Below are 24,401 nucleotides of genomic sequence, written 5' to 3'. Positions count from 1 at the left end.
CGCCCACCAAGCACAATAGACTTCGCGGCCAAAACCCCTCTGCGAGCCTGTTCTCGCTAACTGCGCAACAGGCCCCTTGTGGGCTGAGAAGGGCTCCGCGTAGCGAACGAAAAGCCAATTGCTTTTCGAACTTCGAACGCCCTGAGCCAGCGAAGGGCTGGGTGGTGCCGCCGAAAGGCGACGGATGAGGGGTGCTCCAGGCAATGCCAACGTCTCAGTCCGCTGGAACACCCCTCATCGCCAGATGCGCCTTGAGGAAATCGAGTAGTTTCTTGTAGCCGGCCCATCCTGATAATCGAACAGGACGAGGAGCTGCGGATTGCCACACTACCGGCACCGACCCCTGCACGTTCATCGATCGCTAACCGTAAGGGAGCTTGCTTTGCTGCAACCTCGATTTGCCGGCTTCTGAAACAACGCAGCCTCTTGAATAGTAAGCACGCTTATTATATATGCCGCTCATGGTTTCCGACGGTATCGACAGATTGGGATTTTTGATCCACGACGTGCAGCGCCTGATGCGCAAGCGTTTCGAGGCGCGCGCCAGCGGGTTGGGTCTTTCCTCGGCGCAATGGCGGCTGCTCGTGCGCGTTGCCAAGGAGGCGGGCGTCGCGCAGGCGCGGCTTGCCGAGCTCCTCGAAATCGAGCCGATCAGCGTTTCGCGCCTGGTCGACCGCATGGAGGAGGGCGGCTGGATCGAGCGCCGCCAGGACGCGACCGACCGGCGCGTGCGCATGATCTTCCCGACCGAGAAGGCGAACGCGGCCTATGCCGACGTCAAGAGCCTTGCCGGCGAGGTCTATGAGGAATCGCTGACCGGCGTGTCGGCGGAAGAGCGCCGCGTCCTGATCCGAGTGCTGGACGCCATCGTGCAGAATTTGACGGACGCCGAGACGTCCCTGGAAAAGATGAAGAATACGGAAGGGGCAGCAGCATGAACGCGGCAGCCAAGATAGAAGACGACAACGTCACCAAGCTTGCGCCGGCCCAGCCGGTCGTTAATGCGCCGGCGCAGCCGGTCGCTGAAGCGCCGGCCCAGCCGGCGGCCGCTCCGGTTGCGGCGGCTGCCGAGCCGCGGCTCGCTCCGGCGCCGAAGAAGAAGCGCCGCCCCGGGCGCTTCCTGTTGATGGTCGCCCTGCCGCTGGCCCTGCTTGCCGGCGGCGCGTATGTCTGGATCACGGGCGGCCGCTATCAGGAAACCGAGAACGCCAACCTGCAGCAGGCCAGGATTTCGGTCGCCTCCGACACGGCCGGCCGTATCGTCCAGGTCGGCATAGCCGACAACCAGTTGGTCAAGCAGGGTGACCTTCTCTTCGTTATCGACCCCGAGCCTTACAAGATTGCGCTCGCCCAGGCCGATGCGGCGGTCGCCGCCGCGCGCCTCAATGTCGAGCAGCTGCGCGCCGCTTACAGCCAGGCGATGGCGCAGGAAAAGTCCGCCTCCAGCGAGGTCGATTATGCGCAGTCGCAATATGGCCGCGCCGCCGATCTCGCGCAGAAAGGCATCAACGCCAAGTCGTCGCTCGACGAGGCCCGCAACGATCTCGACAAGGCCAAGCAGCAGCTCGCCGTCGCACAGCAGGGCATCGTCAGCGCCAAGGCAGCGCTCGGTGGCAATCCGGATATCGAGACCGACAAGCATCCGACCGTGATGGCGGCGCTCGCTGCGCGCGACAAGGCCGCCTACGATCTGGCGCAGACGACGGTCAAGGCGCCGGCGGACGGCATCGTCTACCAGGCCGCGTCGTTCAAGGTCGGCCAGTATGTCGGCGTCGGCACGCCGCTGTTCGCCTTGGTCGAGACGGGCGACACCTGGATCGACGCCAATTTCAAGGAGACCCAGCTCACCAACATGAAGCCGGGCCAGAAGGCCGAGATCGTCGTCGACACCTATCCGGGCCGCACCTTCGAGGCGACCGTGAAAGCCATCGGCGCCGGGACGGGCGCGGAGTTTTCGCTGCTGCCCGCGCAAAACGCCACCGGCAACTGGGTCAAGGTCACGCAGCGCATTCCCGTGCGCCTGGAATTGACCGACCCCGACGCCAAGATGGCGTTGCGCACCGGCATGAGCGCCACCGTCACCGTCGACACCGGCGTGGCGCGCGGCCTGCCGTCGATCTTCGGTCACGCCACGGCAGGGGAGCAGGCGCGGTAAGACAGCGAGCCCGTCGCGATCCGTCGGGCATTGAGGGGATTGGTCCGGTGGAGACGTGGCAAGGGATCAGCAAGGCAAGCCGCATGGCGGCTCGTTCGAAAGCTGAGGCCCGGCCACGGACCCGTTGGTCCTCAGGTTTCCGGGCGGCAGGCATCCGCTCCAACAGAGACTTTCAGTCGATGTAACCCCCACATCGATAAGTCGCGTCCCACCGCGATGAAGGTCTCTCAACGAAGGCTTGCCGCCCGGAAACCTAGAGCCGGATGATTTCGGGCCTGTTCGACCTGAAATCTGAATCCGCCTCTAATCAAAGAGATAGAGCAGGATACTTCAGCATCATGCTCTAGCGTACATGTTTTTGTTACCTGCTGGAAGTTCAGCATCATGAGCACGCCCGAACCTTTCAAGGAAGTGCCGCACCGCGGACTGATCACAGTCGCGCTGATGCTGGCGACGATCATGCAGGCGCTCGATACCACGATCGCCAACGTCGCGCTGCCGACCATGACCGGCGACCTCGGCGCCTCGCCCGACAACATCAACTGGGTGCTGACCTCCTATATCGTGGCGGCGGCGATCATGACGCCAGTTACCGGCTGGCTCGCCGACAGGCTCGGCCGCAAGGAACTGTTCCTCACCGCCGTCGTCGGCTTCACCATCTTCTCCATGCTCTGCGGTCTTGCCTGGAGCCTCGAGACCATAGTGCTCTTCCGCCTGCTGCAGGGCGTGTTCGGCGCGGCCATCGTGCCGCTGTCGCAGACCTTCCTGCTCGACATCAACCCGAAGGAGCGCCATGGCCAGGCAATGGCGATCTGGGGCGCCGGCATCATGCTCGGGCCGATCCTGGGGCCGACGCTCGGCGGCTGGCTGACGGAAAACTTCAACTGGCGCTGGGTGTTCTTCATCAACCTGCCGGTCGGCATCCTCGCCTTCCTCGGCATGGCCGCCTACCTGCCGGTCATCGCCAAGCGCGTGCGCGGCTTCGACTTCTTCGGCTTCGCCATGCTGTCGCTCGGTGTCGGCGCGCTTCAGCTTCTGCTCGACCGCGGCGGCGAGGTCGACTGGTTCAACTCGGCCGAAATCTGGATCGAGCTCGCTCTGTCGCTCACCGGCTTCTGGGTGTTCATCATCCACACGGTGACGGCCGAGCATCCCTTCATCGATCCGAAGATATTCCTCGACCGCAATTTCGTGACCGGGCTGGGCTTCATCTTCGTCATGGGCGTGCTGATCCTGGCCTCGATGTCGCTGTTGCCGCCGATGCTGGCCAACATCTTCGGCTATCCGACCGTGACCATCGGCGTCGTGCTGGGTCCGCGCGGCATCGGCACGATGATTTCGATGCTGGTCGTCGGCCGCATCATGCACAGGATCGATGCCAGGATCCTTGTCGCCATCGGCTTCCTGCTCACCGCGCAGTCGCTCTATACGATGGCGAGCTTCACGCCGCAGATGGATAATTGGCTGATCATCTCCTCGGGCGTCATCCAGGGCCTCGGCATGGGCATGGTGTTCGTGCCGCTGTCGACGGTCGCCTTCGCCACGCTCGACGCGCGCTACCGCACCGACGCCACCTCGCTGTTCAGCCTGGTGCGCAATCTGGGCTCCTCCATCGGCGTATCGGTGGTCGCGGCGCTGATGGTGCGCAACACCCAGGTCAACCACACCGAGTTGTCGGCCTTCATCAATCCATACAACCCGAATCTGTGGGCCGCTTCTCCGGCGGCCGCCGCCGGCGATCCCGTAGCACTTTCGCAGGTCGACCGCGCGGTGAATGCCCAGGCGATGATGATTTCCTATATCAACGACTTCAAGATCCTGATGGTGATGACGCTGGCCGCCATTCCTTTCGTCATTCTGCTGCGCAAGCCAAAAGCGGCACCGGCGGGCGGGGCGCCGGCCGCGCATATGGATTGATAAAGTCGCTGCTCTCAGCCGGCCGCCTTTTCAGCGGCCCAGCACCAGCGCCCAATAGCGCAAAGCCGGATCGCGGCCGTCGCGCACGTAAGCCAGCCCGAAGCGGCTGAAATCCTGATCGAGCATGTTGCGGCGGTGGCCGGCCGAATGCATCCAGATGTCGAACAGCTTCTCAAGGTCGAAGCGGCCCTCGGCGATGTTTTCGGCCGCAGCACCCCGCACGCCATTGTCCTTCATGCGCGAGGCGAAATCCTTGCCCCAGCCAGTGGTGTGGCTCACGCGCTCGCGCGAGGCCATATAGCCGGCCTGCTGCAGCGCCGCCTGTTCGAGCTGCGCGTCCGGCGTCAGCGTCGGCAGACCGGCGGAGCTGCGGATACTGGCCAACGTCGCTGTTGCGGACGAAGAGACGCCCGCGCCTTCGCCGGTCGGCACGGAGACGGTGCTGCAGGCGGCTATGCCGGCAAGCGCCACTAGGCCGGCGGCCGCGAGCAACGTGCGGCGGTTGAAATCGGGGGAGGTGGTGATCGAGGTGGTCATGCGGCCTCTGATACCGGCGATCGTGGCTTTTGCCGGGCAGGGCGATGAAAATCGCATGACGCGCGACATTCCCCGGAAGATCGGTTATCATCCCGGCGTTCTTGAAAGTGGCAGCCACGGGCGGCCACCCAGGCGGTGACCGCCCCCGGTATAAAACGGAGGACGGTTATGGCTGGTTTTCATGTCATGGCGGACGCGCGCGGGATGCATGTGCAGCCCACGGTGCGCCACATCACCACGTCGGATCTCTGGGATGCGTTGAGGCTCGGCGCCGAGGATTTCTGGGCCAAGCCGTCGCATTATGTGTTCCTATGCCTGATCTATCCGATCGTCGGCCTGATCCTGACGCGGTGGAGCTCCGGCTCCAATGCCATCCAACTCGTCTATCCGCTGATGTCGGGCTTTGCGCTGATCGGGCCCTTCGCGGCCATTGGCCTGTATGAGATCAGCCGCCGGCGCGAGCTCGGCATGAGCAGCCGCTGGCACCATGCGCTCGACGTGCGCCATTCGCCGGCGCTGCCGTCGATCGCTGTCATCGGCGTCCTGCTCTTCGCGCTGTTCCTGTTGTGGCTGTTCGCCGCGCAGTCGCTCTACACCAGCCTGTTCGGCGCCGAGCCACCCGCTTCGGTCGGCGCCTTTTTGCGCGATGTGCTGACGACCGGCAGGGGCTGGACGTTGATCCTCGTCGGCAACGCCGTCGGTTTCGTTTTCGCCGCCGTCGTTTTGGCCACCACCGTCATTGCCTTTCCGCTGCTGCTTGACCGCGATGTCGGCGCCGTCTCGGCAATTGAAACCTCGGCCCGTGCCGTCATGGCAAATCCGCTGACCATGGCGCTTTGGGGGCTTACGGTCGCCGTGTTGCTGGTGGTCGGCTCGATCCCGCTGTTTGCCGGGCTTGCCGTCGTCATGCCGATCCTCGGCCACGCGACCTGGCATCTCTACCGCAAGGTGGTCGAGCCGGAGCAGATCCGGCCTGTACGCCGGCCGATGTAGATCTGATGGCTCGCCCTTGGGGTGCGTTGAGATTCAGGTCAGGCGGGGTCGAGAATGATGGCTTTCGAGAACCGGCCTACGCCGGCCGTAGCCTTCATAGGGCAAAGACACTTATGAGGGCTTCGGCCGGCGAAGGCCGGAGCGGAGCGTATTGCTGTACGTGAGAACCGGAAGCGCAGACAGCCGTCATTTGCAGGCCGGTCTCACCTGAATATCAATGTGCCCTAGCGCTGCGCCTCGGTCGCCATCTTCAAGGCCAGCGCCGTCAGCACCGTGCCCATCATCCAGCGCTGCACGACCAGCCAGAACGGCCGTCCGGCGAGGAAATTCGCGATCGAGCCGGCCGTCACCGCAATGATGGCGTTGACGGTGAGGCTGATCGAGATCTGCGTCACGCCGAGCACCAGAAGCTGCGACAGAACATGGCCCTTGGCCGGATTGATGAACTGCGGCAGCAGCGACAGGTAGAGCACGGCCACTTTCGGATTGAGCAGGTTGGTCATCAGCCCCATGACGAAGAGCTTGCGCGGCCTGTCCCTCGGCAACTCGCGGACCTGGAAGGGCGAGCGCCCGCCGGGCTTCAGCGCCTGCCAGGCGAGCCACAACAGATAGAGCGCGCCGGCGAAGCGAAGCGCGTCGTAAGCGTATGGCACGGCGAAGATGAGCGCCGTGATGCCGAACGCTGCCGAGACCACATAAAACAGGAAGCCCAGCGCCACGCCGCCGAGTGAGATCAGCCCGGCTTTCGGCCCTTGCGACAGCGAGCGCGAGATCAGGTAGATCATGTTTGGCCCAGGCGTGAGCACCATGCCGAGGCAGATCAGCGCGAAGGTAAGATGATTGGCGGCGTCGGGCATCGGAGTCTCCGGTGGCGACGTGACAATCATCACGCGCCTCGCCGTTCGCAAGAGCATGATTGCGGGAGCTTTTGCGCCAGCGCGGACAATTGGCGAAATCGGCGAAGCTGCCAATCTCCCCCCTTGCGGGGGAGATGCCTGGCAAGGCAGAGGGGGGTGCTGTCCCGCCGGCGTCAACAATTTCATATGGTCTAAGCAGTGGCCGATTTGACAAGGGATGGCGTTCCTTCACACCCCCCTCTGGCCTGCCGGCCATCTCCCCCGCAAAGGGGGAGATGGCAGCTCAGCGCCGGCCCCCCTTACCCAACCACGCGCAAATTGGAAAGCTCGTTGGCAATCTCCTTGAAGTTGTCGGAGAGCGTTGCGCCGGTGGCGTTCCAGAACAGCTTGGCCGGTTTGCTGGGATCGGTCGGATCCTTGCGGAAGCGGGAATCGGAAGAGCAGGCCTTCAGCGCGGCCATCGCCTTCTGGTCGCTTGAACTGATAGACGACATGTCGAGCGCCACCGTCATCACCATGATGTTGGCCGCCTTGGCATTGTCGCACAGCTTCGCCATCTGCTCGTTCATCGCCGCGGTGTAGTTGCTCGACGAATAGTTGAACTGGCCGATGGCGCTCGACGTGCCGCCGAACAGGCGGGTGACCGATGTGCCGTTATAGCCGACGCCGGTGTAGCCGTAGGCGGCATAGGTCGACCTGTTGCCGGCCGGATCGGAACTGACCGTCGAATAGGTGTTCTCGCCGTCGGTGAGCACGATGACGACCTTGTCGTTGCCGCGCTCGGATTCCGGACGGCCTTCGGTGAAGGGTTCGGCGCTCGAAACCGTGCGCCAGCCCCAGGCCATGCCTTCGGGCACATTGGTGTTGCCGTTGGGCTGCATCAGGTCGATCGCCGCCTTGATGGCGGCGAGCCCATCTGTTTGGGTGACGTCGGTGAGCGGCGTGATCGGTGTGGTGGTGCAGCTGTAATTCGGCCCGGCGCCCGAGCTCAATACCGGAGCATTGATCGGCCGTGGCATGAAGTATTTGGCCATATTGGACTGCCTGGTCTTGCCGGTGGTGCTCGACGGATCGTCGTTCCACCAGCTGTTGGCGGCGCCATAGGTCACCGGCCTCGGTTCGTCAGGATCCTGTGTGACATACCAATGGTTGCCGGGCTCGTCGGGCGCGAACATCGGCACGAACATGGTCGCCGGATCGCCGACGCCGATGCCCGTGTTGTTGGGCCCGCCGGAGGCCGGCGTGTCGTTGACATTGTAGGGATAGGGGCGCACTTCCACGCAACCCTGCCAACTGGCGAACGGGCCATAGGTGTCGTTGTAATCATATTCGTTGTGGCTGCGCTCGCAGGTATGGTTGTCGCGATATTCGTCGCAGACGACGCGCTTGCTGCCGGCGATGCGTTCGTGGCTGGTGACGACCTTCATATCCCGATAGAGCTCGAAACGGGTCAGTATCTGCCCTTCCTCCGCGCCCCAGCCGGTGCCCTTTTTATACCAGATACCGTTGATTTTCTGAGCGTATTTGGCGGGAGCGTTCAGCGTCGACCAATCGAAATTCTCGTTGGCGATTGGCGACAGCCCATAGGTGTCCATCCAGGAGGCGTTGTCGTTGTTCGGCCCGACATTGACCGACGCCGCGAACGGCACGAGGCTGAACTGGACCGGCTTGTCGATCTGCTTGATCTGCGCCGCCTGCTGCCCCAGCGTGTCGACGAGCTGCTTGGCCGCCTGCTTGAGCAGGTCGATGCGCTTCTGGCCCGTGCCTGTGCCCGGTGTTGTCATCGAGCCCGAATTGTCGAGCACCATCGCCACTTCCAGCGTGTTCTTCAGCCGCACCTGGGAGTCCATGGCAAGGTTGATCGACTTGTTCGCATCGACCGTGGATGCGCCGACTAGCAGCGAGGAGGACGGGTAGAAGTAAGGGTGATAGTTCAGCGTCGCGCTCATCGTGAGCAGACCGCCGCCGGCCTGGCTGGTGGGCAGCGTGATGTTGAGCGAGATGTCGGCGGGGTCGATGTTGTTCAGATTGGCGTTGAAGAAGTCGACCGCATAGGCTCTGATCTGGTCATCCGTGGCGCCTTCGGCAAGCCGCCGCGCCGCGGCGAAATTGGCGGCGTCGAGCGCGTTGAGCACCATCTGCTTCTGGCGGTTGAGCTCGCTGAAGTCGACGGCCATCGCCACCGCCCCCATCAGCGGCACCATGGCGATCGCGGTCATGAACGCATAGTTGCCGCGGCGGTCACGGCAGAATTGATGCCAGAATTTGCGCATTTTTATCGAGCGGCCCCCCGCCGGCGGATTCTCTGTCGGGCGACATTTCCACAAAACGCTGAAGGACCGGTTTGGCAAACCGCTCGATTGCTTAACGGCGACTTCACCAGCCGCTAACCAAATCATTTCCGATGGTGCGCTGCACGATGAAAACGCCCGCCTGGAGGGCGGGCGTCATCGATTGCTTGTCCGAGCAGATCAGCTGACGATGCGCAGGTTCGACAATTCGTTGCCGATCGCCTTGAAGTCGTCCGACAGCGTGGCGCCGGTCGAGTTCCAGAACAGTTTCTTCGGCGTCTTGCCGGTCGGGTCCGCTGGATCCTTAGCGTAGCGCGAATCCGACGAGCAGGTCTTCAGCGCTGCCATCTGCGCCGCTTCGGCCGTGTTGGTCGAATCGAGATCGAGGGCGATGGTCATAACGATGATGTTGGCCGCCTTGGCGTTGTCGCATAGCGTTGCCAGATGCTCGCTCATGGCCTTGGTGTAGTTGGCGTTCGAATAATCGCTCTTGCTGACGTTGATGCTGGTGCCGAGGAATGGCCGGCCATAGGTGTAGGTGCTTCCGAACGGCTTGGTCTGGCTGCCGTAGGCAAGATATCCAAGCGCGGAATAGATGGCCTTGTTGCCGGAAAGATCGTTGCCGCCGCTCCTGTAGTAGGTGCCGGAGTACGACTGGGCACTCACCGAATCCGGCGTGTAATAGGTATTGGCCCCGTCGGTCAGCACAATCAGAACCTTGTCGTTGCCTTTTTGTGTTTCCGGGCGTCCCTCGGTGAAGGGCGCGGTGCTGGAAAGCGTCCGCCAGCCCCAAGCCATGCCTTCCGGCACGTTGGTGGCGCCGACATCGACCATGGCGTCGATCGCGTTCTTGACCGTGGTGGCGCCGGCAGAGGTGGAGACATCGGTCAGCGGCGTGATCGCGGTCGTGCTGCAACTGGTGTTCGGGCCGGCATTGTTGCCGTAGGCGGGGGTGACCTTGTTGCCGTAGTTGAAATATTTCGGCATGTATTTCTGGCGCGTCGGTGTCGGGCTGTCGCTGCTGGACGTCACGTCGAGATGCCAGTTGTTGTTTGCGGGCCGGGAGTAGCCGTCGGTATAGTCGGTCTCGTCAGGCGCGAACATCGGCACGAACAACGTCGCCGGCGTGGAGGTCGAGGCGGCCGTATCCTGGATATTGTACGGATAAGGACGCGACTCGACACAGCCGCTCCAGCTCGCGATCGGCGCGTAGGTTATATTGGACGTGCAAACATTGTTCGAATCTTTGGTGCAAGCCGAAATTCGCTGCATCCATTTGTAGAGCGAGAAGCGCGTCAGCGGCTTGTCTTTTTGGGTGGGATCCCAATCGGTGCCGCGCGCATACCAGATGCTGCCGACCTTCTCGACATATCTCTGTGGCCAGAGCGAATTTCCCTGGGTCATCGTCGTCCAGTCGAAATTCTCGTGCTGGATGGGCGAGATGCCATCCTGATCCATCCACGCCGCCGTCGAGTTGGCCGGGCCTATATTCACCGAGGCGGCGAACGGAACTAGGCTGAACTGAACCGGCTTGGAAATCTGCTTCATCAGCTGCGCTTGCCCCGACAACTGGTCGACAAGCTGCTTGGCGGCACTCTTCAGAAGGTCGAAACGTACTTGATTCGAGCCGTGGCCGAGTTCGGCCATCGAGCCAGAATTGTCGAGCACCAGCGACACTTCCAGCGTGTTCTTAAGGCGGATTTCAGATCTGGCCGAGAAGTTGACGTTCGTCTGGCCCGGCGTTCCGCCAAGCAATGCGACCGCGGCCGGCAGGAAGTAAGGTTGGTACTTCAGGGCGGCTTCGAGCACCAGCGTGCCGCCGCCCGCATTGTTGTTGGGCAAGGTGACCGTCAGCGTGGTGTTCGCCGGAAGGACGTGCCTGAGATTGGCCTCGAAAAATGTCTTGGCATAGGCCTTGGCTTCGGCGTCGGTGGCGCCGGCGACGATATGTTGTGCCGTCGCGATGCCGGCGGCGTCCAGCGCGTTCAGCGTCTCCTGCCGCTCTCTTATGAGTTCGGTATAGTCGACCGCAAGCGCCACCCCGCCCATCAGCGGTATCATGGTGACGGCCGTCATCAAGGCATAGTTGCCTCGTCTGTCGCGTAGGAATTTGCGGATCAATGCCCTTAGCCCCCGCCAGGATCCTATAGTTTCTCGTTTAGCATGATCCATGAATCGTTAAATTTTAGCTCCCTCGAAGCGTCAAGATCGCACGGTCGTTTGACTGGGCATTAACCCTGTGCACCGACGCGCCGTCGAAGGCCGATGCCGGAAAGCTGGTGACAGGATGAAGCGCTTCGGTTATGCGGGACCGGCCGTGGCGTCCTCTGAACTGAAGAATGGCTGTCGCGGTCTTGTCAGGATCGAAATCAGGGACACGGCATGGCGGATTCGCCTGACATTATCGCTTCGCTCGACGATCTTGCAGGGCGCTACGCCGCCATACTGTGCGACGTATGGGGCGTCGTGCACAATGGCGAATGGCACTTTCCGGCCGCTGCCGCGGCGCTTGCAAGAGCGCGCGCGGCGAATGTGCCGGTCGTGCTCATCACCAATTCGCCGCGCCGCAGCGCCGATGTCGTCGCCCAGATGAAGGTCATCGGGGTACCCGCCGACGCCTTTGACCACGTCGTCACATCAGGCGATGTGACCCGCGACCTGATCGCAGAAGGACCGAGGAAGATCTTTCACATCGGTCCCGAGCGCGATTTCACCCTTTATGATGGGCTCGACGTCGATCTCGTCGAGGAATTCGAGGCCTCGGGCATCGTCTGCACGGGCCTCTATGACGACGAGGTCGAGAAGCCCGCCGACTATGCGGAGCTGCTGCGGCGGCTGCGTGCCCGCAATCTGCCGTTCATCTGCGCCAATCCGGATATCTTGGTGGAGCGCGGCGAGCGCACCATCTGGTGCGCCGGCGCGCTCGCGCGAGATTACGCGCAGCTGGGTGGCCGTACGTTGATTGCCGGCAAGCCCTTCGCGCCGATCTATGATGTCGCCATGAAGGAGGTCGCCGGCCTTCTTGGCCGCGCCGTCGAGCGAAGCGAGGTCCTCGCCATCGGCGACGGCATGATGACCGACGTCAAGGGCGCGGCCGACAACGGCTTTGACGTGCTCTATGTCTCGGGCGGTATTCACGCTCGCGATTATGGCGATCCGCTCCGCCCCGATCCTGAAAGGCTGGCCGGCTTCCTTGAAAAGCACGGCTACCGGCCGGTCGCCGTCATTGCGCGTCTGCAATAGGTTGGAGGTCTGGCCATGACGGGCGCCTCGACATGAACCAAGCCTTCCAACGTCTTTCGGCTGTCGCGCCGCTGCCCGCGCATCTGCGCGGCGGCGTCGTGGCGATCGGTAATTTCGACGGTGTCCATCGCGGCCATCAGTCCGTCCTGGAGCGCGCGCTGAGCGAAGCAACCCGCAATGGCGTGCCCGCTTTGGTGCTCACCTTCGAGCCGCATCCGCGCAAGGTGTTCCGGCCACAGGTGCCACTCTTCGTGCTGACGCCGCCGCCGATGAAGGCGCGGCTGCTCGCCGGACTTGGCTTTGCCGCTTTGGTCGAGCAGCCGTTCACGCGCGATTTTGCCTCGCTCTCGCCCGAGGCTTTCGTGACCGATGTGCTGGAGAAGAACCTCGGCATCCGCGACGCCGTCACCGGTTTCGACTTTCATTTCGGCAAGGACCGCCAGGGCGGGCCGGCCTTTCTGATGGCGGCCGGCGAACGGCACGGCTTCGGCGTGACGCTGGTCGACGCCTTCCGCGATGAAGGCGCGGAGGTGGTTTCATCGAGCCGCATCCGGGACCTGCTCGCCGAAGGCAAGGTGGAGGAGGCCGCCGGCCTGCTCGGCTACCGTTTCACCGTCGAGACTGAGGTGATTGGCGGTCAGCGGCTTGGTCGCACTCTCGGCTTCCCGACCGCCAATATGCGGCTTTCGCCGGAAGCGGCCTTGAAGGAAGGGATTTATGCCGTCCGCTTCCGTCGCGCCGACGGCGCGCTTCATGACGGAGTTGCCAGCTTCGGCCGGCGTCCCACCGTGGACGACAATGGCGCGCCGCTGCTCGAAACCTACGTCTTCGATTTTTCCGGCGATCTCTATGGCGAGACCTGCCAGGTGTCGTTCTTCGGCTTCCTGCGCCCGGAGCTCAAATTCGATGGTCTCGACGCGCTGGTGGCGCAGATGAAACAAGACGAGGCCGAGGCGAGAGCGCTGCTCAAGGGCGTGCGCCCGCTTTCGCAACTGGACGCCGAAATCGCGTTCTAGGCTGCGTTGATATTCAGGTGATGCCGGCCTGCGAACGACGGTTTCCTGCGCTTCCGGTGCTCACGTACGAGAAGTACGCTCCGCTCCGGTTCTCGGAAACCGCCGTTCTCGGCTCGGCCTGACCTGAATCTCAACACACCTGGATCGCCGCTTGCGGCCTACCGCTTCAGCGCCAGCCCGATGGCGATGAAGCTCCATCCCTGGAACACCAGGTCGATCGCCAGGAAGATGCCAAGAACCCAAAGGCTGTTCACCGGCCAGCCCATGGCGATCATCAGGCCGAGCAGAATGGTGATGATGCCGGCCGCCAGCAGCCATCCCCAGCCTTGCTGCGGCCGATGATGGAAGGCCACCCAGGACCGCAAAAGCCCCGAAGCGACGAGCGCGATGGCCAATAGCAGCGTCAGCACCGCCGAGGCGAGCAACGGGTTGTCGAAGGCGAAGAAGCCGGCGACGGCGTAGAGCAGGCCGCTCAGCAGCCAGTAGAAGAAACGTCCCCAGGTCTTGACCCCGAAGGCGTGGATGATCTCGATGACACCTGCCATCAGCATCAGCCAGCCGACGACATAGACGGAAGCGACGGTGGCGATGAACAGATTGCCGAAAGCGATGCCGCCGAAGATCAGCAGCAACACGCCGAGCGCCACGAACCATCCCCATTTGTCCCGCGTCTGGCCGATCGCGTCTTTCAGAGCATCGCCTTGCAAGGTCATGATCTTTTCCCTCCGATGTCGCCGCGCCGCTTGCGGGTGAAAGGAAGGTAGTCCCGATGAACTTAAGCGTCCAGCGAGCAGCGCGGCGCGTGCGAAGCGCCGCCTTCGTCAGCCCGCCATTTGCCGACGAACCGACTTGGCCGGCGTCGGCCGGATGACCGCGATCGGCGGGCGTGCAGAGATCGTCAACCTGGCGGCGGCTGGATTTCGTCCGGGAAGGGCGCCAGCGTCGCCTCCAGCGTCTCCCGGCCGGCCTGCCCCCAGCTTCGCGCCACGAAATCTGTGGCCTTCGCTTCGTACGGAGCACGGGCCGCGGGCGAAGTGATCCACTCCCGCATCGCGTTTTCCCATCCTTCGACGTCGAGCGGATCAAGGCAGAGTCCCGACGAACCGACCACTTCGGCAATGGCTCCGCCCGTCGAGGCGATCAGCGCCTTGCCGTAGGCCAGCGCCTCGACGGGCGGCAGCCCATATCCCTCATAGAGCGACGGGTACACGCAGAACGCGCTGTTGCGGTAAAGAAGGGACAGCGTACCGTCATCGACGTTGTCGAGATGAACGAGGCTCTTGCCGTAGGCAGGATGGCCGTGAAGCTTGGCCAGGATGCCGTCGACCATCCAGCCGCTGCGGCCGACGAAAACCAGCTTCATGCCGCTACGCGCGACTGTTCCGTCCAAGACGAGGCGCGTCCAGACATCCATGAGCAGCGAATGGTTCTTGCGCGGTTCGATGGTGGAAACGAAGACCACGTAGTGATCCGTCTCAAGCCCATCCGGCAGGCGGCCGTCCGCCTTCGATTTGCGGGCACTGTCGCAGCCGAGAGGGACATGCTCCAGCTGCGGCAGGTGGATGCCGCGCTTGGCGGCATATTCCTCGACATCGGTGGTGACGCGCCTCGAGGTCAGGATGAAACGGTCTGCCAGCCTCATCGCCAGATCCACATAGTCCGTGAATCTCTTGACGTCGTGCGGCTTGTACCATTCGGGAAACTGGATCGGAATGATGTCGTTCAACAGCACGATCAGCTTTGCGCCGGCCAAGCGCGCCTCGTGCGAAATGACCTCGATATCGGTGTGCGCCCAGTCGTTGTTCATCAAGAGCAGATGGTCGCCGGGCGAAAGGTCGTATTTGTTGCCGGCCACGGTCCTGAGCGGGACGATCCGGGCGCGTGAACCGCCCACGCCAGCGACTTGCCGCCGCTCGGTTTCCTTCATCAGCCGATTTTCGATCCGCTCGAGGAAACGAAGCAAAGGGCTGCCGGGATTGCGCAGGCCGAACGCGCCGATTTCCATTATCAGGATCCGGCGCGGTCTGATGATCGCCATCAGCGACCGCCGTGCCCAGTTCGGCCAGCGATCGTAAAAACGCATCTTGAAGCGGGCAGGGTCTGGGTAAAAGCTCATGTCGCACGAAATGTTGCCGGCGATGATCTCCGCCGCCATGGTCGGCGAAACCTGTCTAACCACCCGCTCGATCGGGTCGAACACCGTGAATGCCACCTCGGAGGCCTTGAATGCGGCCGCCGCGGCTGCGTAGTGGCGTTGCACGCGGACCAGGCCGACCGGGGGGCCGAGCCAGCGCACCATGCTGGAGAGATCGACGACAAGCCGCATCAGCTGGGCCGAATTCTTGCAGGGCGCGCGATCATCCTGCGCCAGGCCAGTCGAGGTCCCAGCGCAAGCGTCCTGAAGGAAGGGGCGCCGACAGCCGCCAGGAACAGCAGCTTGCAAGTGACGGCCATGGGTATGCCCGCGGTTCGTAACAGCAACTCGATGTCGCGTCTTTCCAGGCTGGAGATGCCGACCCCGGTGGCGGCGCGCGATGCTAGAAAGCTCGCGATGGCCTCGGCGGGTTGGCCGTTGGTGTCGAACGGCTCGGCGCGATTGCGACGCAGCAGCGCCGACTGCCTGGCCAAGGCCGCTGCCGCCTTCTGCTGATCCTGCTTCATGCGCGATACCTGTCCCGGATGCGATCTCAGCTTCACGAGCTGCGCATCCATGTTGGCCAGTTTTCCGGTCTCGGAAAGCCGCAGCCAAAGATCGTAGTCCTCGGCATAGGTGAACGCCCGACGGTAGCCTCCCGCGCGCCGGACGGCCTCGGTCCGGAACATCACCGTCGGATGAAGCATCGGATTGTACCTGGCAAGCGCGTCCCGCAACTGGTCGTTGCCGACCGGAACGTCTATCGGCCCCAACGGGTTTCCGTCCCGGTCGATCTGCAATCCCGCCGTGCCGAGCAACTGCAAATCGGCGTCGGCCTGGAAACACGCCACCTGCAGGCGCAACCTGTCGGATAGCGAGATATCGTCGCAATCCATGCGCGCGGCAAGAGGGGCCCGCGCGAGCGAAATCCCCATGTTCAGCGCATCGACGATCCCCTTGCCGTGGTTGGCGACAACTTTGACGCGGCCATCACGGTTGCCGATCGATGCCGCGATCGCGGCGCTGTCGTCGCAAGATCCGTCGTCTACAACGATGATTTCGATATCCGCCAGATCCTGGTCCAGGATGCTTTGCAGGGCCTCGCCGACATATTGCGCGCCGTCTCGCACCGGAATGATGACGCTTACTGTCGGCAATGGAACTTTCCTTGCGATGATCGGCCGCGACCGAATGGCCGTTGAATTCTCGGATGTCGGCAGCCTAGCTTAAAAATTCCAATTCCAAAGTTTCCTCGGTCTGTCGACCGTCAATTTCCTTGTCGCGCCGATCCGAGCGGGACCTCAAATGCGGGCGCGAGCAGCCGCAGCACCGCCTCGCGCTTTTTCGCCTTCAACGAGAGGTCGCCATCGAGGCCGACTTCATGAAGCCAGCTTCCCCGCCATTCGCAATAGGCCCGTCTGAGCTCAACCCCAGGCAAGGCCGCGAATGCGGTTATCGGCCGTTGCGGAACCGTGCTCGGATCCACATACCGATAGAGCGCCTCCCAGTTGGCTCCGCCGGTGTCGAGGCCGGCGAACCAGTCGAGCCCGAAATCGAGAGGCTTGCGGCCGACGGCGTCGAATCGGAAGAAGCAATAGCCAGCCCACAAATACCATCGCGAGCCTGCCCTGCGGAGGTCGCCGTGAAACGGCGCAACTTCAAGAGGCTCGAAAGGGTCGCATGGTTGCGTCGGGAAAAGATCCTGGTCCAGGAATCCGAACGCGGCCGGCGCGGCAGGCTTCAGAATATTGTGCCACATCCAGTTGAGCGCCGCGCCATGGGACCGGCTCGGGCTTCTTGCGGTCCACGGATTGGTCGGCAGCGTGACATGGGCGGCGCCATGGGTTGCGCATACCTGCCTGTTGTCGCGTGCGGAAGCTTCGCTGATGCTGTTGTCGGCAACGATGTGGAGATCATGGCGAACGAATCGTGTCGTCAGCCGCAACTGCAATTCCAGGCACTGAGCATCGCCGAAAGCGACGGTAATCAGGACATGGCGATCGCGGGCGGCGGCACGGATCCCTTGGATGTCGCCATTCTTGAGCGGCTGACGCAGAAACCTTCGGTCGATTTTCCGGTAACGGGCACTCTTGACGGCATGCAGCAGCGGCTGCAGCCTCAGCCATTGCCGCAAGTCATATTCGCGCAGGGCCTTTGGCACGGCCGCCGCGGCTTTCAGTCGGACCCGGCTTGGCAGCCACGATCGCCCCGTGGAATTTTCATGCGCGCTCCAATTGAGTTTTTTGAAAAAGCTCGAATGCAACAGCATCCAGGTCTCTTGATAACGGGCTATATACAGCATATGCGTCTTTTCAACACGACCAACATTTGAGCGCCCGGCGTGTTTGTTTGAATGGGGAAGTCTGGGGCGCACCCGGGGTCTCTCTCCGATCTGACTTGGGGGTGGGGTGGCGCTCCGGAAAACGCGATGAGAATCTGCTGCGCAATCTCTACCCTCTTCATGAATGGGGGTCTGCAGAGGGATTGTCTCAATATCAGCGACCGATTGGTCGGGCGCGGCCACAGCGTGACGATCCTGACGACGCGCCAGGTCGGTCATGTCGAGAGTTCGGCTACGATAAAAATCCAGCCGGCAAGGGTTCTCTCCAATCCGGGCACCGAATATGCGCTGGGAAGGTCGGTGCTGACGGCCAGGCGCGACTTCGACTGCGTGGTCGGTTTCAACAAGATGGCGGGTCTGGACATCTACTATGCCGGCGATCCGCCCTATTTTGTGTCGAAGCTCGGATGGTGGCGGCCGTTTTCGCCCCGCTTCATGCGCCAGCAGAATCTCGAATCGATGATCTTTGCCCCTGGCAACACCGTGCAGATCATTGCGCTCAGCGAAAACCAGGCAGCGCTTTACCGAGACTTCTGGCGAACCGAGGAATCGCGCATTCACGTCGTCGGCCCGACGCTCGATCCGAAACGCCGCAGACCGGAACTGCTCACTGTCGACCGCAATGAGATCCGCGATCGTTTTGGGCTTCCCCGCAAATCCGTCATTGCCTTGACCATCGCCAACAGATTGAAGGTGAAGGGTCTCGATCGGGCGGTAAAGGGCCTGCAGCCGTTCCCGGATATCCATTGGCTGATCGCCGGTCTTCGAAAAGGCAGCGAGGAGGAAACGCGACTTCGCGCCCTGATTGCCAAATCCGGCATGTCGGAACGGGTTACCCTGCTGGGCATCCAGGAAGACATTCCGGCGATTGTGGTTGCAAGCGATTTCATGCTGCATCCGGCTCGTCTTGAAAATACAGGCACGGTGATCCTCGAAGCACTCGCAAACGGCTTGCCCGTCATCGCATCGGACGCCTGCGGATATGCAAATTATGTCGAAGCCAGCGGAGCGGGGCTGGTTGTGGCCAACCGCGACGATCCTGAAATCTGGCGGCAGGCAATCCTGAAGGCCGGCAACCCGGCGGTCCCCGCGCAATGGCACAAGGCGGCTCTTGCCTACGGGGCATCAAATCCGCTTACCGGCGGACTGGAAGCGGCCTGCGATCTGATAGAGACGTCTCGCCGCACCCGGCGTGTCGCCTAATTCGTCCGTCGATTCCGCTGGTTCCGACGTCATGACTTTAAGTCAAATTTTACCGAACGCACGGCATGGCTTGAGCGCTGGCAGGTGGTGCTGCCGGCGCGTTTCGCGTAAGGGGTGACGATGCGTATTGTCGGGACGATTCCGCTGGCCGTTGCCATGGGCCTGTCCACCGCGCCCGTCGCCCAGGCGGGCGAGGGCAGCTGGATATCCGGCGACTGGTATCTGACGCTCGGCGCCACAGCACTGGTCGCGCCGAATTTCGAGGGCGGCAAGAAATATATGCTCAGCGCCCAGCCGATCATTTCGCTCGGCAAGGTCGGTCCGGAGGCGCGTTTCACCTCGCGCAACGACAACATCTCGCTGGCGCTGATCGATGACGGTTCCGTTCGCGCCGGCTTGACCGGCAAATTCATATTCTCGCGCGAGAGCAAGGATGAGCTCAAGGGGCTCGATCCGGTGCGCTTCGGCGGCGAGGTGGGCGGCTTCTTCGAATTTTATCCGCTGGACTGGCTGCGCGCGCGGGCCGAGTTGCGGCATGGCATACGCTCCCACAACGGCTTCGTCGCCGATATCGCGGCCGACGCCTTCTATGACATCACGCCGACCGTTCGCATCTCCGGCGGTCCGCGCGTTTCCTTCGCCTCGTCGGACTATTTCGACGCCTATTACGGCGTCAATGCCAAGGAAGCGGCGGCTTCGGGCTTGAGCGAGTACCATCCGGTCGGCGGTGTGAAGTCGACAGGCCTCGGCGGCGCGATCACCTGGAAGGTGACCGAGCCGATGACGGCGAGCGTCTTCACCGAATATTCGCGCCTGATGGGGCCGGCTGCCGATTCCAGCCTGGTCAAGGAACGGGGCGACCGCAACCAGTGGACCTTCGGTGTCTCGACCACTTACCGCTTCAATTTCACGATGTAGGTCGCGAAAGCGGCCTCATGCCTTGAAATCCGCGCTTTATTCCTGCCGCGCCATCCGCTAAAAGCCACGCCATGATGAGCTTTTCGCGCCTTTTCGCGATCGCGATACGAATTACGGGCCCGGTGTTCCGGGCGGCCTGAGCGCCGCTGGAGCCGCCGGGAGTTTTCGCGCGCGCCCCTCGCGTTTTTTTCATGAACATCAACGCATATCGCCCGAAGGTGGCTTCGGTTTTGGGAAAACGATATGCGTCAAGGCAAGACCTGAACGCCCGGCTTTTGTCGTCGGGTACCCCTGAGATGGCAGATCAATGACCGACACTGTTGAGACGATCGACTATTCCAAAACGCTTTATTTGCCGCAGACGGATTTCCCCATGCGCGCCGGCCTGCCCGAGAAGGAGCCTGGCCTGGTCAAGCGCTGGCAGGACATGGACCTTTACAGAAAGCTGCGCGAGGAGGCCGCCGGCCGCGAGAAATTCGTGCTGCATGACGGCCCGCCCTACGCCAACGGCAACATCCATATCGGCCATGCGCTGAACAAGATCCTCAAGGACGTCATCAACCGCTCCTTCCAGATGCGCGGCTATGACGCCAACTACGTGCCGGGTTGGGACTGCCACGGCCTGCCGATCGAATGGAAGATCGAGGAGCAGTATCGCGCCAAGGGCAAGAACAAGGACGAGGTGCCGGTCAACGAGTTCCGCAAGGAATGCCGCGACTTCGCGGCTCATTGGATCAAGGTACAGGGCGACGAGTTCCAGCGCCTCGGCGTTATCGGCGATTTCGACAATCCCTATACGACCATGGCTTACCATGCCGAGTCGCGTATTGCCGGCGAACTGCTGAAATTCGCCATGTCCGGCCAGCTCTACCGTGGCTCGAAGCCGGTGATGTGGAGCGTGGTCGAGCGTACCGCGCTCGCCGAGGCCGAGGTCGAGTATCAGGACTATGAGAGCGACACGATCTGGGTGAAGTTCCCCGTCGCGAGTCTCGCCCAGCCGGTCGCCGGCGCCGCGCCGGCGCTGGACGAGGCCGCGCTCGATCTGGTCGAGGCGCATGTCGTCATCTGGACGACCACGCCCTGGACCATCCCCGGCAACCGCGCCGTGAGCTATTCGCCGCGCATCGCCTATGGCCTCTATGGGGTGACGGCGGCCGAGAACGCCTTCGGTCCGCAGCCCGGCGAGAAGCTGATCTTTGCCGACGCGCTGGCCGAGGACTGTGCGGCCAAGGCCAAGGTCACGTTCAACAGGCTTCATAGCGTCTCGGCCGAACAGCTTGGGAAGCTTACGCTTTCGCATCCTTTCAAAGGGCTCGGCGGCGGCTATGAATTCCCGGTGCCGATGGTTGCCGGCGAGCATGTCACCGACGATGCCGGCACCGGCTTCGTGCACACCGCGCCCGGCCATGGCCGCGAGGATTTCGACGCCTGGATGGAAGCCGCGAGCGAACTGAGGGCGCGCGGCGTCGATACCGCGATCCCCTTCACGGTCGACGATGCCGGCTTCTTCACCAAGGACGCGCCGGGCTTCGGCCCCGGGCGCGAGGGCGGTGCGGCGCGCGTCATCGATGACAACGGCATGAAGGGCAACGCCAATCAGGCGGTGATCGACGAGCTGATCAAGCGCAACGCGCTCTTCGCGCGCAGCCGGCTGAAGCACAGCTATCCGCACTCCTGGCGCTCCAAGAAGCCGGTCATCTTCCGCAACACGCCGCAATGGTTCGTCTATATGGACAAGGACCTTGGCGACGGCACGACGCTGCGCGGCCGCGCGCTGAAGGCGATCGACGACACCCGCTTCGTGCCGGCGGCGGGCCAGAACCGCATCCGCGCCATGATCGAGGAGCGCCCGGATTGGGTGCTGTCGCGCCAGCGCGCCTGGGGCGTGCCGATCGCCGTTTTCGCTGACGAGGAGGGCAATGTGCTGAAGGACGAGGCCGTCAACCGGCGCATCATGGATGCCTTCGAGAAGGAAGGCGCCGACGCCTGGTTCGCTGAGGGCGCCAAGGCGCGCTTCCTCGGCAATCACGATGCCTCGAAATGGCACCAGGTGATGGACATCCTCGACGTCTGGTTCGATTCCGGCTCGACGCATGTCTTCACGCTGGAAGACCGTCCGGATCTCAAATGGCCGGCCGACGTCTATCTCGAGGGCTCGGATCAGCATCGCGGCTGGTTCCATTCCTCGCTGCTCGAAAGCTGCGGGACCAGGGGCAGGGCGCCTTACGACACGGTCATCACCCATGGCTTCACCATGGACGAGGAAGGCCGCAAGATGTCGAAGTCGCTCGGCAACACTGTCGTGCCGCAGGACGTCATCAAACAGTCCGGCGCCGATATCCTGAGGCTCTGGGTGGTGACGACCGATTATTGGGAAGACCAGCGCCTCGGCAAGAACGTGCTGCAGACCAATATCGACGCCTACCGCAAGCTCAGGAACACCATCCGCTGGATGCTAGGCACGCTCGCTCATGACGACGGCCAGGATGTGCCGGTCGAGGCGATGCCGGAACTGGAACGGCTGATGCTGCATCGGCTGTCCGAGCTGGACGAGGTGGTGCGCCAGGGCTACGACGCGTTCGAGTTCAAGCGCATCACCCGCACGCTGCTGGACTTCATGGTGGTGGAGCTTTCGGCCTTCTATTTCGACATCCGCAAGGACGCGCTCTACTGCGACGCGCCGTCGAGCCTGCGCCGCAGGGCTGCCGTGCAGGTGGTGCGCCACCTCTTCGAATACCTCGTGAAGTGGCTGGCGCCGATGCTGCCCTTCACCACCGAGGAAGCCTGGCTCGACCGCCATCCGCAAGCCGTATCGGTGCATCTCGATCAGTTCCCGTCGATCCCGCAGAACTGGCGCAACGAGGCGCTGGCCGAGAAATGGCGCAAGGTAAGGCAAGTGCGCCGTGTCGTCACCGGCGCGCTTGAGATCGCGCGCGCCGAGAAGCTGATCGGTTCGTCGCTCGAAGCGGTGCCGGTGGTGACGCTCGACGACGCGGTGCTGGAAGCAGCGATCGCCGATGTCGACATGGCCGAGATGGCGATCACCAGCGACCTCGTCGTCAAGCATGGCAAAGCCCCGGAAGGCGCCTTCACGCTCGACGACGTCAAGGGCGTGGCGGTGGTGGTGGAGAAAGCCGAGGATCGCGGTCTGATCAAATGCGCGCGCTCCTGGCGCTACACCGCCGATGTCGGCCAGGACCCGGAATTCCCGGACGTTTCGGCCCGCGATGCGGCCGTGCTGCACGAGCTGAAGGCGCTTGGCCGTTTATAAGCCGGTGCAAAAGCAGCGCGCCGGGTGGCCGGAAACCCGCCCGTGCGTTGCCCTTGACGAGCGGTTGAGGTAAACACGCGACACTCCGGCAGACAAATTGTCGCCGGATTTCCATCGCAAATGCGGGGAAGCAGGGGACCGTGCCCTCGGCCGGTGGCGACCGAAAGGCTGTTAGAGTGGGACTTTTTGGCATGACCGACAGAACGTTTGCGCGCGCCGCGCTGATGGTGCCGCTTGTGGTATCGGCCATCGCAATGTCCGGCTGCGTGAGCTCGCCCACCTACGGGACCGGCAAGACCGCTGCCGCGCAGCTCTTCGATGATGTTTCCGGCGCTGCCGCGATCACGCCGAAGCGTCGCGATCCGATCGACTACAAGCCGCGTCCTGAACTGGTGAAGCCAGCTCCTGGGCAGAAGGAAAGCTTGCCCGCGCCGCAGGAGAGCATCCAGACGGCGAGCGCCGACTGGCCCGAATCGCCGGAGGCGCGCCGCGCCCGCATCCGCGCCGACGCCACCGCGCACCAGAACGATCCGAACTACCAGCCTGAAGCGGCCGAGGATGTCCAGACCGATCCCGAAGCGGTGAAGAAGGCGATGGCGGATTCGGGTTCCAGCCACCCGCCGCGCTGGTCGCCGGATGATTCCAGCGCCACGCGCCGCGCCGAGGTTCAGCGCCGGCTGGCCGAACAGAAGCAGGGCGATCCGACCACTCGCAAATATCTGAGCGAGCCGCCGCTTGCCTATCGCCAGGCGGCCGCCACCGCGCCGCAGAACGAGCTCGGCGAGGACGAGTACAAGAAGGAGCGCCGTCTCAAGGCGCAGGCCGAAGGCAAGAAGGGCGGCTGGTTCGACTGGCTGGGTCTCTGAATAGTTAGTAGTCAGTAGTCAGTAGTCAGTAGTCAGTAGTCAGTAGTGACCTACTCACTACTCACTAACCACTACTCACTACACCTCACCCGCCATCCCGTTTCTCGCGAAAAAAATCCTTGAGGATGAGGGCGGCGTCGCTTTCGCCGATCCCCGCATAGACATCCGGCGCGTGGTGGCAGGTGGGCGAGGCGAAGAAGCGCACGCCGTTGACCACCGCGCCGCCTTTCTCGTCGGCGGCGCCGAAATAGAGCCGCCGCAGCCGGGCGAAGGAGATCGCGCCGGCACACATCCCGCAGGGCTCCAGCGTCACATAGAGATCGTGGCCGGTGAGACGCTCGCTTGCGAGCTTCCGGCAGGCCTCGCGGATCGCCAGCATCTCGGCATGCGCGGTCGGGTCCGAGAATTCGCGCGTGCGGTTGCCGGCTTTCGCGACCACCGTGCCGCCATTGGCGATCACGGCGCCGACCGGCACTTCGCCGCGGCCGGCGGCCGCTTCGGCCTCTTCAAGCGCCAGGGCCATGAAATCCGGTCGTTTCAAGCGGTCTCCATTCCGATTACTCCTCGCCACCCGACAGCGATCCTGTTATCTAGCGCGAGACCTTGAAAACCGGAATCGGTTTTTGCCGCGCTGGCATATGCGCAAAATCAAGAATGAC

Annotated in this window: 19 protein-coding genes; 10 read left to right on the top strand and 9 right to left on the bottom strand. The window is 63.0% G+C overall.

Features of this window, described 5'->3' with window-relative positions; genetic code table 11:
- Positions 1–461: 461 nt before the first annotated feature.
- The 3 genes from LB529_RS20095 (at position 462) to LB529_RS20085 (ending at position 4,072) form a co-directional block, all read left to right on the top strand.
- A complete protein-coding gene (locus LB529_RS20095) occupies positions 462–938 on the top strand; it encodes a MarR family winged helix-turn-helix transcriptional regulator (RefSeq protein ID WP_095767923.1) in 477 nt (158 codons plus the stop codon).
- The gene (locus tag LB529_RS20090; RefSeq protein ID WP_224712106.1) at positions 935–2,155 is read left to right on the top strand and encodes an HlyD family secretion protein; all 1,221 of its coding nucleotides are present in this window, start codon (positions 935–937) and stop codon (positions 2,153–2,155) included. Before LB529_RS20095 ends, LB529_RS20090 begins: the two co-directional genes overlap by 4 nt.
- Before the next feature lie 384 nt (positions 2,156–2,539).
- Complete coding sequence (locus LB529_RS20085) at positions 2,540–4,072, top strand: DHA2 family efflux MFS transporter permease subunit (protein WP_224544701.1); 1,533 nt, start codon at positions 2,540–2,542, stop codon at positions 4,070–4,072.
- A 30-nt stretch (positions 4,073–4,102) separates the two neighbouring features.
- Here the strand turns inward: LB529_RS20085 and LB529_RS20080 are convergent, their stop codons facing one another.
- Positions 4,103–4,609 (bottom strand): CAP domain-containing protein, encoded by a 507-nt coding sequence (locus tag LB529_RS20080; protein WP_224712112.1) that lies wholly within the window; start codon positions 4,607–4,609, stop codon positions 4,103–4,105.
- A gap of 168 nt (positions 4,610–4,777) precedes the next feature.
- On the opposite strand from LB529_RS20080, the gene LB529_RS20075 reads away from it, so the two are divergent.
- Positions 4,778–5,602, top strand: a complete 825-nt coding sequence (locus LB529_RS20075) for a DUF2189 domain-containing protein (protein ID WP_095767874.1) — start codon at positions 4,778–4,780, stop codon at positions 5,600–5,602.
- A 224-nt stretch (positions 5,603–5,826) separates the two neighbouring features.
- On the opposite strand, the gene LB529_RS20070 is transcribed toward LB529_RS20075, so the two are convergent.
- From LB529_RS20070 to LB529_RS20060, 3 genes are all read right to left on the bottom strand, one after another.
- Entirely contained in the window at positions 5,827–6,459 is a 633-nt protein-coding gene (locus tag LB529_RS20070; protein WP_140656967.1) for a LysE family translocator, read from the bottom strand.
- Between the two features lie 299 nt (positions 6,460–6,758).
- Positions 6,759–8,732, bottom strand: coding sequence for a TadE/TadG family type IV pilus assembly protein (locus tag LB529_RS20065; RefSeq protein WP_224712105.1), 1,974 nt, complete (start codon positions 8,730–8,732; stop codon positions 6,759–6,761).
- A gap of 198 nt (positions 8,733–8,930) precedes the next feature.
- Positions 8,931–10,826, bottom strand: coding sequence for a pilus assembly protein TadG-related protein (locus LB529_RS20060; RefSeq protein WP_411962555.1), 1,896 nt, complete (start codon positions 10,824–10,826; stop codon positions 8,931–8,933).
- Positions 10,827–11,132: 306 nt separating this feature from the next.
- Between LB529_RS20060 and LB529_RS20055 the strand changes: the two genes are divergently transcribed.
- On the top strand, positions 11,133–11,993 hold the full coding sequence (locus LB529_RS20055; protein ID WP_224712104.1) for a TIGR01459 family HAD-type hydrolase: 861 nt from the start codon (positions 11,133–11,135) through the stop codon (positions 11,991–11,993).
- Positions 11,994–12,025: 32 nt separating this feature from the next.
- A complete protein-coding gene (locus LB529_RS20050) occupies positions 12,026–13,009 on the top strand; it encodes a bifunctional riboflavin kinase/FAD synthetase (protein WP_224712103.1) in 984 nt (327 codons plus the stop codon).
- A 158-nt stretch (positions 13,010–13,167) separates the two neighbouring features.
- On the opposite strand, the gene LB529_RS20045 is transcribed toward LB529_RS20050, so the two are convergent.
- From LB529_RS20045 to LB529_RS20030, 4 genes are all read right to left on the bottom strand, one after another.
- On the bottom strand, positions 13,168–13,722 hold the full coding sequence (locus tag LB529_RS20045; RefSeq protein ID WP_224544708.1) for an HdeD family acid-resistance protein: 555 nt from the start codon (positions 13,720–13,722) through the stop codon (positions 13,168–13,170).
- A 185-nt stretch (positions 13,723–13,907) separates the two neighbouring features.
- Positions 13,908–15,335, bottom strand: a complete 1,428-nt coding sequence (locus tag LB529_RS20040) for a glycosyltransferase family 4 protein (RefSeq protein ID WP_224712102.1) — start codon at positions 15,333–15,335, stop codon at positions 13,908–13,910.
- Positions 15,335–16,300 (bottom strand): glycosyltransferase, encoded by a 966-nt coding sequence (locus LB529_RS20035; protein ID WP_224712101.1) that lies wholly within the window; start codon positions 16,298–16,300, stop codon positions 15,335–15,337. The genes LB529_RS20040 and LB529_RS20035 overlap by 1 nt, the downstream gene beginning before the upstream one ends.
- A gap of 110 nt (positions 16,301–16,410) precedes the next feature.
- Positions 16,411–17,412 carry a hypothetical protein gene (locus LB529_RS20030; protein ID WP_224712100.1) on the bottom strand — a complete coding sequence of 334 codons (1,002 nt, stop codon included), beginning with the start codon at positions 17,410–17,412 and terminating at the stop codon, positions 16,411–16,413.
- An 84-nt stretch (positions 17,413–17,496) separates the two neighbouring features.
- Between LB529_RS20030 and LB529_RS20025 the strand changes: the two genes are divergently transcribed.
- The 4 genes from LB529_RS20025 to LB529_RS20010 all read left to right on the top strand — a co-directional run bounded on the left by LB529_RS20025 (position 17,497) and on the right by LB529_RS20010 (position 23,742).
- Positions 17,497–18,687, top strand: a complete 1,191-nt coding sequence (locus LB529_RS20025) for a glycosyltransferase family 4 protein (protein ID WP_411962553.1) — start codon at positions 17,497–17,499, stop codon at positions 18,685–18,687.
- Positions 18,688–18,807: 120 nt separating this feature from the next.
- A complete protein-coding gene (locus tag LB529_RS20020) occupies positions 18,808–19,605 on the top strand; it encodes a MipA/OmpV family protein (protein WP_224610669.1) in 798 nt (265 codons plus the stop codon).
- Positions 19,606–19,912: 307 nt separating this feature from the next.
- Positions 19,913–22,876: an isoleucine--tRNA ligase gene (gene ileS, locus LB529_RS20015; protein ID WP_224712098.1), complete on the top strand. Its 2,964-nt coding sequence runs from the start codon at positions 19,913–19,915 to the stop codon at positions 22,874–22,876.
- 191 nt (positions 22,877–23,067) lie between these two features.
- On the top strand, positions 23,068–23,742 hold the full coding sequence (locus tag LB529_RS20010) for a hypothetical protein (protein ID WP_224712097.1): 675 nt from the start codon (positions 23,068–23,070) through the stop codon (positions 23,740–23,742).
- 85 nt (positions 23,743–23,827) lie between these two features.
- Here LB529_RS20010 and LB529_RS20005 read toward each other — a convergent pair whose 3' ends face one another.
- Positions 23,828–24,283, bottom strand: coding sequence for a nucleoside deaminase (locus tag LB529_RS20005; protein ID WP_224712096.1), 456 nt, complete (start codon positions 24,281–24,283; stop codon positions 23,828–23,830).
- Between the last annotated feature and the right edge of the window lie 118 nt (positions 24,284–24,401).

This window comes from Mesorhizobium sp. CA5 (assembly GCF_020165105.1).
Classification (GTDB): Bacteria; Pseudomonadota; Alphaproteobacteria; order Rhizobiales; family Rhizobiaceae; genus Mesorhizobium.
Note: the sequence above shows the minus strand (reverse complement) of the source record. Positions and strands in the feature narration are given on the sequence as shown.